We start from the raw sequence: 12,899 nt of genomic DNA, 5'->3' as shown, positions 1-12,899 counted from the left end.
GGCGAGGGCTCGGTCCCGTGCGTCACGTGCGTACCGAACTCCTGGACATCGCCTACCACGACGTGGGCCCCGCGGGAGGTGTGCCGGTGATCCTCCCGCACGGTTGGCCCTTCAGCCCCGCGGGCTCCTACGGGGAAGTGGCACCGGCACTCGCCGCGCGGGGCTACCGCTGCTACATCCCCTACCTGCGCGGCCATGGGGAGACCGGCTTCCTTCGCGACGACACCTTCCGATCCGGCGAACAGGCCGCACTGGGGGCGGACCTCATCGACTTCATGGACGCCCTGCACGTCCGCCGAGCGCTGTACGCCGGATACGACTGGGGCGGCCGGGCAGCCGACGTGGCGGCCGCGCTCTGGCCCGAGCGCTGCACGGGCCTGGTGTCCGTGAACGGCTACCTCATCCAGAACCTCGCGATCGCCGACGAGCCACTGGCGCCGTCCGTGGAGTCCGGCTACTGGTACTTCTTCTACTTCCTCACGGAGCGGGGGAGGAAAGGGCTGGCGCGGAACAGGGAGGCCCTCGCCCGTGTCGTCTGGCAGCGCAACTCGCCCGAATGGCGCTTCACCGAGGCGGAGTTCGCGCAGGCCGCGCAGCTGTGGACCAATCCTGACTACGTCGACGTCGTGATCCATGGCTACCGCCATCGACTGGGCGCCGCCGCCGGGGATCCGCGCTACGCGGAACTGGAGCGGCGACTGCTGGACCAGCCGAAGATCGCCGCTCCCACCGTCACGCTGGACGGCAAGGCCGATGGCGTCACGCCCTGGACCGACGGCAGTGGCTACGCGCCGCACTTCTCCGGTCCCTGGGCGCATTACGTGGTCCCGGGCGCCGGTCACAACCTTCCGCAGGAGAACCCCGAGGCGTTCATTTCCGCGGTCCAAGAGGTGCATGCGATGCGTTGATCTTCTCGATCAGCCGTCGGTCGTCGGTCGTCGGCCGTCATCCGCTGGCCGGTAAGAGCCTCGGGCCGTCGCGGTGTCACCTCGCGACGGCCCTGTCGCATCCGGTCGGCGCTGCCACGCCCCCCACCTGGCGCGAAGTGATGGGACTTGCCCCTCGGGTGTGTCACCTGTCAGAGTGGTTATGTGGGCGGTGTGGGGTACCGGACCGGTTCGCCCATGCGACGTTCCTCGGCCGACGGTCCTCGGCCGACCGAACACGGCCGACCGAACACGATCGACGATCCGCGCCATGCGCCCACGTGTGTTGTGCGGGATCGCACGGAAGGGCAGTCCATGAGCATCACGGTGACGGGCATCGAACGCGCCGAGGACGAAGTGCTGACACTGGCGGCCCAGGGAGGTGATGTAAGCGCCCTCGCGCAGTTGTTGGAGCGCCACCGCCCCGGAATGCGGGCCGTCGCAGTCAGCGTGCTGGGGCCCGGACCCGACGCGGACGACGTGATGCAGGAAGCCGCGCTGGTAGCGCTGCGCCGCATTGGAGACGTGCGGAATCCGGCGGCTGTGGGGCCGTGGCTGCGGATGGTCGTGCGCAACACCGGCCGGGCCGTACTGCGCGACGCACGGCGGATCGAGCCGGTCCCGGATGTGCCGATACCGTCCTCCTCGGTCACACCCGAGCAGATACTCGACCGGCATGTCATGCGGGACTGGATCTGGGAAGCCGTGGAGGGGCTGTCCCCGACGCTGCGACTACCGTTCGTCCTGCGCTACTTCTCCCTGCGTCTCACCTCCTACCAGCAGATCGCCCGCGCCTGCGGGATTCCTGTCGGTACGGTCCGCAGCCGGCTCAGCCAGGCGCGGGCGAGACTCGCCCGGACGCTGGAAGCCACGGCTGAGGACGGCCACGCGGAAACCCGCACGCGGACCCGAGCGGCCTGGGCGGAGGCGCGGGCGACGTTGGCCGCCGCGGAGCGGGGGGAGTTCGCGAAGGTGGTCGCCGACCGTTACGCGCGGGACGTGTCGCTCTATGCGGGGGCCGAGATGCTCGGCGGGACGGAGCTGCTGCTCGCGGGCATGGAAAGTGACCTGTCGGCCGGGGTCCGCCAACGCCCCGTCCATGTGGTCGCGGGGCGCTCTCTCGTGGTGTGGGAGATGGACCTCGTCAATCCGCCCGACGCGCCGGACCACTGCCCGCCCGGCGTCGCCTGGATCATGGCATTCGACCAGGGCCGGATCGACCGCCTGACGCTGTGGCACACCCCGCGCCCGCGCGCCGGTGTCCAGAGTGCCACCGCGCCACACATTGGTTCGTCACCGTCTTGACGGGTTACGTCTGCGGGAGGAGACTTGAGGGAGTCCGGGGGTCAAGCGGACGCAATCCACGAAGTGGAGGACGGTCATGGACAAGGAAGCCGCCATCGACACCGCCGCGGCGGCGCGGCACGCACGCTTCGGAGCGCTCCCCGAGCGCATCCGCATCGAGGACACGACCCAGAGCGTGGACACCGGGTCGGCCGCCAGGGGCAACAGCACCTACAACCCCGAGGGGCAGTGGCAGTACTACTCCTGCCTGGCCCTCGACCTCGGCCTGTAGAGCGGGCCCCGGCAGAGCCCCGTCAATTCTCCTCCAGGTGAGGTGAGTTGACGGCTACGGAACCCGGCCGCCGCTCACATGTATTCTCGGATTCGTGAGTGCCGTCGCGGATACCACCGCCATCGCGAACCTGATCGCCACGTACGCCGAACTGGTCGACTCCGGGGATCTGGCCGGGGCCGGCGCACTGTTCTCCGACGCCGTGTTCATCGGCAGTTCCGGACCGATCCAGGGCAGGGGCGGGGGTGTGGAGAGGATGCTCCGGGACAGCGTGATCCTCTACGAGGACGGCACACCCCGTACCCACCACGTCACGACCAACCTCGCGGTCGACGTCGACGAGCGGGCGGCAACGGCCACCGCCCGTTCCTACGTCACGGTGTTCCAGGCGGTGCCCGGGTTCCCGTTGCAGCCCGTGGCCGCTGGACGCTACCGGGACCGTTTCGCGTGCCGGGACGGAGCATGGCGATTCACGGAGCGCCGGGTCTCCATCCATCTGGTGGGCGACGTGAGCCGCCACCTGCGTACCTGAGGCGGCTCCGCTCCGTCGCGTGGCCCGCACCCCGTACAGGGTGCGGGCCACATCGATGCCGGGCGCCGATGCCTACGCGCCGGCCCCCGTCTCGGAAACGAAGTCGAACACGGCCCGGTCGAACCGCTCCGGTTCCTCCAGGTGCCCGAAGTGGCCACTGTGCTCCAGGACCACCAGTCGCGCGTCCGGGATCAGGTCGTGCAACTCCTCGCTCCAGCGCACCCCGCAGATCACGTCATGCCGACCCACGACGACCAGCGCCGGTATGCCGAGCGCCTTGAGCGCCGTACGGTCGTCGACCGTGTCGGGGGAGAGGTTCTCGTCCAGGCCGGAGATGAACACCGCCCGCACCGCGTCACGGAAAGGCGCCCAGCGCTCCTCGTCGCCCCAGTAGTCGGCGAAGTAGGAAGGCAGGACGCCACGCGCCACCGCCGTCGTCTCCTCGTCGCTGGACAGGTCCGACATGGCGCCGAACGCGGCGAGCACCTCGGCGAGACCGGGGTGGTTCGCGTGCTCGGCGGCGAACTTCTCCACCAGGCGCCCGGCCTCCGCGCCGTGCTCGAGGCCGGTGACCGGGGCGCCTTCGTACAGCACGACACCGGCGAGCCGTTCGGCCCGGTGCACGGCGTGGTGCGCGGCCACGAAAGCGCCGTGCGAGTGGCCAAGCAGATACACCTTGGGCACGCCCAGCCGATTGATCAGATGCTCCAGGAAGCGGCTGTACCGGTCCCGCGTGTAGCCGTGCGGGTGGGAGGGCAACCGGCTCGCGGCGCCGGTCCCGATCGGTTCCACGTAGACCATGGTCAGGTGCTCTTCGAGGAGCGGCATACGCAGGTAGTCCCAGAGAATGCCGGGCCCACCGGGGTGGGCCACGCACACCGGGCCGGTGCCGTGGACGTGGTAGCGCTGGGTGACGCCGCCGATGGTGAGGGAATGCGTGCCGGGGGACAAGGGGCCCGGCAGCGCGCGGGAACTCGGCGATGCCTCGGGGGTGTTCGCGGTGACGCTCATGGTGGCTCCGTTCGCGGCGGAAGGCAGTGGATGACACCGACACGATGCTGCGGCGGCACCGAAGTTCGACCCCCGCGCTGTGATCCACGCCACGTCCGGGGGTGAGCCACCGCCGATGCCCCGTCCGGTGGGCGGCGGCCGCCGGTCGGGCGGTCGTCGAGTCGACCCGAACGTTGCACTTTCGTTAGTCACCCGTCAGTATGGTTACGTGAATCATGCCTTTCCCTGTGGGACGCTCCCGCTCGACTTCGTCGGCACCCTGCGCGCGCGACGCAACGAGGAGCCGACCGAGAAGCTGGCCACGCCCGCACTGCTCGACGACTGGTTCGTCGAGTCCAAGATGCTCGACACACCACCCGAGGCCGACGAGGTCGATGTAGAGACCGCGATCGACCTGCGCGAGGCGATCTACTCGTTGGTGGCGGCCCGGCTCGCCGGTGAGCCGCTCCCCGCGGCCGACGTCGCCGAGGTCAACCGGTGCGCCGCCGGTCTGCCGGTGAAGGTGCAGCTCACCCCCGACGGCGTGCGCCACACCGGATCCGTCGCCCAGGGGCTCGCGACCCTCGCTCGCGCGACGGTCGAGATCCTCGGCGGTGACGAGGGCGCCCTGCTCCGTGAGTGCGCACGCCCGGAGTGCACCCAGGTCTACCTCGACCGCTCGCGCGGCCACCGGCGTGAGTGGTGCGCCATGCGGACCTGCGGAAACCGCGTCAAGGCCGCCGCCTACCGGGCACGTAAGAGCACCACCGCGGTCTGACGGCGAGCGTTCGGACGGGCCACCGACCGCATGGGCCCCGCCACCCGCTACAGGACCCGCTCGCGCAGCCGGTGCGGGTGCGCCGGGTAGACGCCGAGGACGCGGACCTCCGAGGAGAAGAAGCGCAGCTCCTGAAGGGCCAGCGCGACCCGGGTGTCGTCGGGATGCCCCTCGATCTCGATGTAGAAGCAGCTGGGGTTGAAGCCCGCACCCATCTGATAGCTCTCGATCTTCGTCAGGTTCACGGTGTTGCTGGCGAAGCCGCCCAGCGCCTTGTAGAGGGCGCTGGGAATGTTGCGTACGGCGAAGAACAGGCTCGTCATCGTCGGCTCGTCCGTGAGCGGGGCGAAGTCGGCGTCGCGGGACAGGACGACGAAGCGTGTCGTGTTGTCCGGGTCGTCCTCGACACCTGCCCGCAGCACCTCCAGGCCGTAGTGCCGGGCCGCGGCGGGCGGGGCCAGGGCCGCGTGCCGCGGGCTGCCCAGCTCCGCCACCTCGCGGGCGGCCCCCGCCGTGTCATCGCTGATCAGCGTGCGCCAGCCGCCCTCGCGCAGCACCTTGCGACACTGCCCGAGCGCGTGCACATGGGAGCGGACCTGTTCCACCTGGTCGAGCGACGCCCCGGGGACACCGACGAGGTCGAAGTGGATCGCGAGGAAGTACTCGCCGACGACGAACAGGCCCGATTCCGGCAGCAGATGGTGTACGTCCGCCACGCGCCCGGCGGCGGAGTTGTCGACCGGGATCACCGCCACATCGGCGCTGCCGAGCGTCACCGCGTCCAGGGCCTGCTCGAAGCTCGTGAAGGGCAGCTCGGCGCATCCGGGGAACAGCGTCTGGGCGGCCGTCGCGGAATTGGAGGCGTATTCACCCTGGTAAGCCACGCTCGTCACGGCAGATAACTTTCGGTCGGAGAGCCGGCGCCTTCGGCCGGCAGCGGATCAACCGTAGACCGAGGACGCCGGAACACCGCGGAGCTGTCCACGTGGAGAGACTCCGGGGCGCGGAGTGCGCCGGGTCGGTGGCGGCTGCGGGGTGTCAGTCCGACTGGGCCGCGGGGTCCTGGAGCAGGTCCGCCGTCGCGACGTCCCAGTCGATCTCGGCGAGTTCCCGACCGGCGGGAACGAGGTCGTAGGTGTGTCGCAGCCACGCCGCCAGCGGCGGCACGGGCAGCTCGAACAGCGCCGCCATGTCCCCGGAGGTCAATCGCAGCCGGGCCGTGGCCACGGCCCGCGCCGGATACGCCGGCCACATCTGCACGTCACCGAGACCGCTCACCGAGTACAACCCCTGCTGGAGCAGATCGCGGCCGATCCGCCACAGCACGCGGGCGCCGCCCGCGATGACGAACTCCACGCGGACTACCAGCGGCGACCCGGGATCGAACCGGAACTCCGCCCTGATGGCCTGCCGGGCCGAGACGCCGAGCAGGCGCTCGATGTCCAGGTCCAGGACCAGCTCGGGACCGCTGCCGTACGACGCCGTCCGGGAAGTCTGGACACCGGGATGGTTGCCGCTCATGACGGAGGACCCTTCTCTGGGGCGGAAGCTGACCCGAGTCACTCTCGTCCCCGCGGGACCGACGTACATCAGTAACTTGACCGTCGAACTCCACGGGCTGCGACGCGGACCGCGGGCGTCGACGCCCGAGAAGAGAGACCCTGTCCCTCTTCGTCCACCCGGCGCGAGAGCCCGATCGTCGACACGTCGTCGCACGCCACGGCCTCGGGGCGCCGACATTAAGTCATTCGACTGTCGCCCCTGATCCGCGCCTGAACGATCCTGAAACCATCGCCCGCGCCGCCGGAGCCTCATGAAGGTCGTCATGCTCGGAGGAGCCAACCGTGAACCGTACGCCCGTCGTCTTCATCCATGGCGAGTGGCTGCACGCCCTCTCCTGGGAGTCATGGGCCGAGCGCTTCGCCGGCCGGGGATTCCTCCCCCTCACCCCCGGGTGGCCGGGGGAGGCGGCCACCGCCCGGGAGACGCGCAGGTCGCCCGAGCCCTTCCACGGCATCGGCCTCGACGTGTTGACGGACCACTACGCGGCGATCGTGCGCTCCCTCGACCGGGCTCCGGTCATCGTCGGACACTCGGTCGGCGGGCTCATCGCCCAGCACCTCATCGGTGTCAACATCGGGCGGGCCGCGGTGGCCATCGCGGCCGCCCCCATCAACGACATCCCGCTGCCCGCCGCCCGGCCCGGACTGTGGACCCCGGACCGGGACGGCGACGGACCACTGGTGCCGCTGTCCCCGGAACAGTTCCGGAAGGTCTTCGCGAACACCCTCGACACGGCGGAGGCCGAGCGGCTCCACGAACGCTACGTGGTGCCCGCCCCGCGCCGGCTCCTCGCCGACCTCGGCTGCGCGGGGGCGGCGCGCAGCCCGTACGCCGTCGCGGACATCGGCAACACCGACAGGGGGCCGCTGCTGCTGATCTCCGGTCAGGAGGACCTGCTCGTGCCCGACTCCGTCACCCGGGCCGCGTACAAGGCCTACGGCGACTCCACGGCGGCGACCGACCTCAAGCAGTTCGCCGACCGCGCCCACTCCCTCGTCATGGACAACGGCTGGCGCTACGTCGCCGACCATGTGCTCCGCTGGCTCGACGACATGGGCATCCATCCGTATCCGGGGGAGGGGTGAACGCGGCGCGGTCACACGTGCTGGTCACCGGGAACCTTCGCCAGGGCGTCGCGCAGCGCGGCGCGCGCGGTGATGCCGAGTTTCGGGAAGACCCGGTACAGGTGTGAGCTGACCGTGCGAGGCGAGAGATGCATTCGCTGGCCGATCTCCTTGTTGGTCAGCCCGCTCGCCGCGAGCTCCGCGATCCGGCGCTCCTGCCAGGTCAGGGCCGCGAGATGAGCCGAGGGCGCGAGGGCGGACGCACCGGTCGCCCGGAGTTCGGCGCGAGCTCGCTCGGTCCACGAGGGTGCGCCGAGTCGCTCGAAGGTCTCCGCGGCGAGGGTGAGGGGGAGCCGTGCGGCTTTCCGCCCCTGGGTGTGGCGGAGCCGGATGCCGTGAGAGAGGTGGATGCGGGCGAGTTCGAAGGGGTGGTTCGCGCTGTGCGGGTGGGTCTCGGCCTTGCGGTACAAGGTCTCGGCCTCGCCGGGGTCGGTGGCGGTCATGGCGAGAGCCCCGTACGTGACGAGGGCGAGCCGAGGGGAGATTCCGGGGAGGTCGGCCCGCTGGGCGGCGAGGGCGTGGGTGCGGGCCTGCTCGGCGCGACCGGTGTGCAGGGCGGCTTCGACGAGATCGAGGAGGGTGCGGGAGGCCTGGTGCGCGTAGGGGCGGAAGACTCCGGGCGGTGTGATGCCGATGGCGTGGAGATACGCGGCTTCGTAGTCGCCCTCGGCGAGGGCGGTGGTGGTGCCGATCGCGTCGGTGATCTGGGTGAGGAAGCCGACGCCGCGGGGCCGGGCCCAGGTGTCGACCAGGGACTGGAGTTCCCGGGCCCGCTCGATATCGCCTTGCAGCGCCGCGACCTGCCCGAGGTAGGCGTGGGTGTGATACGTGAACAGATCGTGCTGGTGGGCCGTCGTCAGCTCCAGGCAGCGCTGCCCGGTGCGCCCTGCCTCGTCCCACTCACCGACCGCGATCTGGTCGAGCATGATCAGGTGCAGCATGGTCATGACGTCGGCCAGGGCCCCCGTCTCCACCTCGCGGTCCACCGTGCGCTGAAGGTGAGGCCGGTACTGGCTGAGGGTGTCCACGTGGTACGCGGCGACTCCCAGCCTGGTGACACCCCACGGTTCCAGGTCCGCGAGGCCGACGAAGGCACGCTCCACCCGCTCGTCCACCCCGGCTCCCCGGCGTACGACATCGCCCCAGGCGTCCTCGAAGATCCGCGAGTGCGAGGGCACCAAGTCGCCGAGCCCGCCGAGGAGTTCATGGGTACGTTCCCACGCGGTCTCGTCACTCGCGTACTGACTGATCGCCAGCAACAGGTCGACGAGGCGCGTGAGGATCTCGTCCCGTTCGTTCACCCCCGCGTCGCGCATGCTCTCGATCGCGGCGAAGACCTGCCGGTGCGAGGACCGAACATCGCCGTCCTCGAAGAGCGCGACATAGCCCGAAGTGACCACCGAACTCGGCGAATCGCCGATGCCGGACCCGGAGCGGATCAGCTGCCGGGCCTGGTCCAACTGGCCGGAGTGGCCGGCGATGTACGCCGCGCTGCCCAGCCGCCTGGATCGTTCCTCGTGGCTCTCGCTCAGCTCCGCGGCCCGTGTCAGCCACGCCACGGCGGACAGTGCGCCGCCCTGCACCGTGGCGGATTCCGCGGCCGCCTCCAGGACGGCCGCGACCTCCTCGTCGGGGTCGATCGTCGAGGCCGCCAGGTGTGTCGCACGGCGTTCCAGATCGTCACGGTGCACCTGCGCGAGCATGGCGTGCGCGGCGCGGCGTTCGTTGGGCGTCGCCGTCTGGACGACGGTCGAACGCACCAGGGGGTGCCGGAAGATGAAGTCCCCGGTGAGCGGATCGATGTCCAGCAGACCGCAGTCCGCCGCCTCGTCGGCCCCGGTCATCCGGTAGCGCGTGCCCCGCGGGCTGCCGGCCGTCGCACCGGCACCGTCCAGCGCGCCGCGCAGCAACTCCGCGCGCACGCCGTCGCCGAGGGCCTCGATCCGGGCGCCGTACACCTGTTGCAGGCGGACCGGGAGCGGGATGCCGGTGTACCCGAGCCGCTCCCCGGAGGCGCGTCCCGCTCGCCGGACGTAGGGCGGCAGTTCGAGCAGCGCCAGGGCGTTGCCCTGCGCCTCGTCCAGCACCAGGCGCCGGGTTCGCGGATCGAGTCCCGGGTGCCGGGTGTCCAGGAGCTGCTCGGAGGCCTTCTCCGACAGTGTGGTGACGGGAAGCTCCGGCAGTGCGGCGGTGTCGAAGCCCGAGGGCAGGTCGGAGCGGAGTACGACGACGAGCTTGACGGAGCTGCCGGTCAGGCGGCGCCCCACGAACCCGCACACCCCGATGCTGGAGGCGTCCATCCACTGGCCGTCGTCGAGCACGAGCAGCAAGGGCTCCTGCGACGCCGCCAGGGAGAGCAGGTCGAGCACGGCGATGCCGAGTGTCATGACCGAGGGAGGTGTCTCCTGGCTCCGGCCGAACACGACGTCGAACACCTTGCGGTGGGTGTCGTCCAGCTGGTCGATGGAGGACAGTAGCGGATACAGGAACTGATGCAGACCGGCGAACGGCAGCTCCGACTCCGCCTCGACGCCGGCCGCCCGGATGGTCCGGTACCCGTGTCGCGACGCGACGTCGGCCACATGTTCCAGTAGTGCGCTCTTACCCACACCTGTGTCGCCGCGCAGCACGAGGGACCGGCCCCCGGGGTCGGCCACGAACGCCGACAACACCTCCTGCTCGCTCTCGCGGCCGACCATTGTCGCTACGACCGACTCCACGATCCCCCACTCCCTTCACCGCTGAACCAGCCCCCGCGCAGGCGCCATCGCATCCTTACGGACGGGTCGCACCCAGGCATCGAAGCGAGGATACGTCGTCGTCCCTCGTCCTTCTCGCCGGAATGGCCCCCACCGCTGCGAGCAAGTGTGCCGCCGCGCCGAAACATGCCCGGCCCGTCCCACCTCGAGCAGGCTCAAGCAGCCCTGACCAGGGTCAGGCAGCAGAGTAAGGGCCGCCGGACACTTCGTCACGTCGGATGGCTGAAAGGTTTGTTGCCGGGTTGCTCACTCACATGTGCTGACCGCCCCGGCAGGTGGCTGCATGTGAGTCGTAGGCCGTCCGTGTTCGAGGTGTGTCAGGGTGCTCCGAGGCCGTGCAGCAGGGTGTCGACGACGATGTCCGCCGCCTGCGCCGGGCTCAGCTCGGGCCGCTCCCGGGACACGAGGTGCATCAGCTGAGGGAGCAGGGCGCTCGCCCAGCCGTCCGGCAGGCCGGGCCGGAGCAGTCCCTCGTCCGTGGCACGGGCCAGGAAGGTGTCGACCTCGGCGATGCAGGCGTCGCGGCGGGCGCGGAAGCCGTCGTCGGTCAGCATGTGCGTGAGGTCGACGGGCCAGGTGCGGTTGACGGTGATGATGTTCTCGACGTAGCGGTGCAGGGCTACGGCGACGGGTGCTTCGCGCAGCCGCGCGTCCTCGATGGAGCGTTCGATGGCTTCGAGTCGGGATGTGTAGATGGCGGCGAGGAGTTCGTCGCGGGAGGCGAAGCGCCGGTAGACGGTGCGCCGGTCCACACCCGCCTCGGTGGCGATGCTCGCGATGCTGGCGCCCGGGTCGGTGGCGAGCATGCGCGCGCCGGTGGTCAGTACTGCTTCCAGATTGCGTGCTGCGTCGGCTCTCACCGCACCGAGTCTAGTGGCGATATGTGAAACCTGAGACCTCTAGCGCCTCTCCGGAGTAGACCCATCCACAGTAACTGCTACATTAATGTGGCAGATGTGAGGTCTAGTGCCAGCTCAATGGGCCTCATCGTGGGGGTGCGGTCGGCACGCCGCCCAGGTGCACCACTTCCGGAAAGGCAATTCCCGATGTCGAAGGCGCAGCAGACCGCGGCGCAGCAGTCCGCGGCACAGCAGTCCGCGACTCCCGCGGCAGGCGGCGCGGCCGCGGCCATGAGCGCGCTGATCCTCGCGGTCCTCCTGGCCGCACTGGACCAGACGATCGTCTCCACCGCACTGCCCCGGATGGCGCAGGACCTGAACGGGTTCGACGACATCGCCTGGGTCAGCGCCGCATACCTCCTCGCCTCCACGGCGGTGACGCCGCTGTGGGGCAAGCTCGGCGACATGTTCGGCCGTAAGCGGCTCTACCTGGCGTCCACCTCGGTCTTCCTGATCGCATCCGTGGCATGCGGTCTGGCGCAGAACCTGCCTGAGCTGATCGGCGCCCGCGTACTCCAGGGCGTGGGCGGCGGCGGCATGATCGTGCTGACGTTCGCCCTCGTCGGCGACATCGTCGCCCCGAGCGAACGCGGCCGCTACCAGGGCATGTTCGGCTCGGTCTACGGCGTGGCCAGCATCGTCGGCCCGCTGCTGGGCGGCATCTTCACCGATCGGTTGTCCTGGCGCTGGGCCTTCCTGATCAATCTGCCCGTCGGCGTCGTCGCCGTGGCCATCGCCGCCCGTGCGCTGCCCACCACGACCCGTGGCGCCAAGGCCCGCATCGACTACCTCGGCGCCACCGTTCTGGCCGCCATCGCCACCGGGCTGGTCCTGATCACGTCCTTCGGCGAGCGCTGGGGCTGGGGCTCACCGGGCATCGTCGGCCTGATCGCCGCCACAGTCGTCCTCGGCGCGCTCCTGGTGCCGGTCGAGCGCCGCGCCGCCGCCCCGGTGCTGCCGCCGGCCATGCTCGGTTCCAGGATCGTGGTCTTCTCCTCGCTGATCGGCTTCTTCGCCAACGCCGCCATGTTCGCCGTTCTCGTCTATCTGCCGACCTGTCTCCAGATAGTCCACGGTGTCTCGGCGACACTCTCCGGCGTCTACCTGCTCCCGTTGGTCGCCGGTCTCGTCGTCAGCCAGTTTCTGGCCGGACGCTGGGCCGCGCACGTGGAGCGGCTGCGGGTGATCCTGCTCGCCGGGCTCACCGCCAACCTCACCGGGCTGCTCCTGCTGAGCACCATCGGCGCCACCACCGGCACCCTGGTGCTGAGCGTCTACTTCCTCGTCACCGGCGTCGGTATCGGCATGGTCCCCATGGTTGTACTGACCACGGTCCAGAACAGCGTGCCCGCCACCGATCTGGGCGCCGCCAGCGCCGTCGTCACCTTCTCCCGCTCCATCGGCGCGGCCTTCGGAGTCGCCGTCTTCGGCACCCTGCTCAACACTGGCTTCGCCGACCGCACCCGGAGTCTGCCGACCGACGGAGGCTTCGACGCCGCCCGCCCCGACACCATCGGCCACCTGCCCGCCGCCGCGCGCGACACCGCACGGGACGCCTTCGCTCACGCGACAGCCACGGGTTACCTCTGGATCGCCCCCGCCCTCGCCGTCGGCATCGTGCTCGCCCTCTTCCTCAAGCCGGCCCGAAAGACCGACGGCGGGACCGCACCTGAGGAACCTCAGCTCGTCGCACGAGACGACCGACACCTCGGCCGACGCGCTGTGACTCGCACCGTCAAGTGACTGATGCGC

General features: G+C 70.3%; 12 protein-coding genes. 7 read left to right on the top strand and 5 right to left on the bottom strand.

Annotation, left to right across the window (positions count from 1 at the left end; genetic code table 11):
- The first annotated feature begins 17 nt into the window (after positions 1-17).
- The 4 genes from V2W30_RS01420 to V2W30_RS01405 all read left to right on the top strand — a co-directional run bounded on the left by V2W30_RS01420 (position 18) and on the right by V2W30_RS01405 (position 3,034).
- Positions 18-908 (top strand): alpha/beta fold hydrolase, encoded by an 891-nt coding sequence (locus V2W30_RS01420; RefSeq protein ID WP_425244465.1) that lies wholly within the window; start codon positions 18-20, stop codon positions 906-908.
- A 333-nt stretch (positions 909-1,241) separates the two neighbouring features.
- Positions 1,242-2,231 carry a sigma-70 family RNA polymerase sigma factor gene (locus tag V2W30_RS01415; RefSeq protein ID WP_338692916.1) on the top strand — a complete coding sequence of 330 codons (990 nt, stop codon included), beginning with the start codon at positions 1,242-1,244 and terminating at the stop codon, positions 2,229-2,231.
- A gap of 76 nt (positions 2,232-2,307) precedes the next feature.
- A complete protein-coding gene (locus V2W30_RS01410) occupies positions 2,308-2,502 on the top strand; it encodes a hypothetical protein (RefSeq protein ID WP_338692915.1) in 195 nt (64 codons plus the stop codon).
- 94 nt (positions 2,503-2,596) lie between these two features.
- Complete coding sequence (locus V2W30_RS01405; protein ID WP_338692914.1) at positions 2,597-3,034, top strand: nuclear transport factor 2 family protein; 438 nt, start codon at positions 2,597-2,599, stop codon at positions 3,032-3,034.
- 72 nt (positions 3,035-3,106) lie between these two features.
- On the opposite strand, the gene V2W30_RS01400 is transcribed toward V2W30_RS01405, so the two are convergent.
- Positions 3,107-4,045 carry an alpha/beta hydrolase gene (locus V2W30_RS01400; protein ID WP_338692913.1) on the bottom strand — a complete coding sequence of 313 codons (939 nt, stop codon included), beginning with the start codon at positions 4,043-4,045 and terminating at the stop codon, positions 3,107-3,109.
- Positions 4,046-4,253: 208 nt separating this feature from the next.
- On the opposite strand from V2W30_RS01400, the gene V2W30_RS01395 reads away from it, so the two are divergent.
- Positions 4,254-4,802 (top strand): CGNR zinc finger domain-containing protein, encoded by a 549-nt coding sequence (locus V2W30_RS01395; RefSeq protein ID WP_338692912.1) that lies wholly within the window; start codon positions 4,254-4,256, stop codon positions 4,800-4,802.
- A 47-nt stretch (positions 4,803-4,849) separates the two neighbouring features.
- On the opposite strand, the gene V2W30_RS01390 is transcribed toward V2W30_RS01395, so the two are convergent.
- Both V2W30_RS01390 and V2W30_RS01385 read right to left on the bottom strand, forming a co-directional pair.
- Positions 4,850-5,695, bottom strand: coding sequence for a prephenate dehydratase (locus tag V2W30_RS01390; protein ID WP_338692910.1), 846 nt, complete (start codon positions 5,693-5,695; stop codon positions 4,850-4,852).
- A 145-nt stretch (positions 5,696-5,840) separates the two neighbouring features.
- Positions 5,841-6,323: an SsgA family sporulation/cell division regulator gene (locus V2W30_RS01385; protein WP_338692908.1), complete on the bottom strand. Its 483-nt coding sequence runs from the start codon at positions 6,321-6,323 to the stop codon at positions 5,841-5,843.
- Positions 6,324-6,646: 323 nt separating this feature from the next.
- Here V2W30_RS01385 and V2W30_RS01380 point away from each other — a divergent pair, with 323 nt between their 5' ends.
- Positions 6,647-7,450: an alpha/beta hydrolase gene (locus V2W30_RS01380; RefSeq protein ID WP_338692907.1), complete on the top strand. Its 804-nt coding sequence runs from the start codon at positions 6,647-6,649 to the stop codon at positions 7,448-7,450.
- An 11-nt stretch (positions 7,451-7,461) separates the two neighbouring features.
- On the opposite strand, the gene V2W30_RS01375 is transcribed toward V2W30_RS01380, so the two are convergent.
- Positions 7,462-10,188: an ATP-binding protein gene (locus V2W30_RS01375; protein ID WP_425244655.1), complete on the bottom strand. Its 2,727-nt coding sequence runs from the start codon at positions 10,186-10,188 to the stop codon at positions 7,462-7,464.
- A 377-nt stretch (positions 10,189-10,565) separates the two neighbouring features.
- Entirely contained in the window at positions 10,566-11,054 is a 489-nt protein-coding gene (locus tag V2W30_RS01370; RefSeq protein ID WP_338703435.1) for a TetR/AcrR family transcriptional regulator, read from the bottom strand.
- 324 nt (positions 11,055-11,378) lie between these two features.
- On the opposite strand from V2W30_RS01370, the gene V2W30_RS01365 reads away from it, so the two are divergent.
- Positions 11,379-12,890, top strand: coding sequence for an MDR family MFS transporter (locus V2W30_RS01365; protein ID WP_338703434.1), 1,512 nt, complete (start codon positions 11,379-11,381; stop codon positions 12,888-12,890).
- The last annotated feature ends 9 nt before the right edge of the window (positions 12,891-12,899 follow it).

Origin of the sequence: Streptomyces sp. Q6, assembly GCF_036967205.1 — a bacterium.
Lineage (GTDB): Bacteria > Actinomycetota > Actinomycetes > Streptomycetales > Streptomycetaceae > Streptomyces > Streptomyces citrinus.
This window is presented reverse-complemented; position numbering and strand designations above follow the sequence as displayed.

Excerpts from the sequence above, each read along its gene's own strand:
- V2W30_RS01415 (WP_338692916.1), top strand. The coding sequence starts at position 1,242 with ATGAGCATCACGGTGACGGGCATCGAACGCGCCGAGGACGAAGTGCTG.
- V2W30_RS01410 (WP_338692915.1), top strand. The coding sequence starts at position 2,308 with ATGGACAAGGAAGCCGCCATCGACACCGCCGCGGCGGCGCGGCACGCA.
- V2W30_RS01400 (WP_338692913.1), bottom strand. The coding sequence starts at position 4,045 with ATGAGCGTCACCGCGAACACCCCCGAGGCATCGCCGAGTTCCCGCGCG.
- V2W30_RS01385 (WP_338692908.1), bottom strand. The coding sequence starts at position 6,323 with ATGAGCGGCAACCATCCCGGTGTCCAGACTTCCCGGACGGCGTCGTAC.
- V2W30_RS01375 (WP_425244655.1), bottom strand. The coding sequence starts at position 10,188 with ATGGTCGGCCGCGAGAGCGAGCAGGAGGTGTTGTCGGCGTTCGTGGCC.
- V2W30_RS01370 (WP_338703435.1), bottom strand. The coding sequence starts at position 11,054 with ATGCTCGCCACCGACCCGGGCGCCAGCATCGCGAGCATCGCCACCGAG.
- V2W30_RS01365 (WP_338703434.1), top strand. The coding sequence starts at position 11,379 with ATGAGCGCGCTGATCCTCGCGGTCCTCCTGGCCGCACTGGACCAGACG.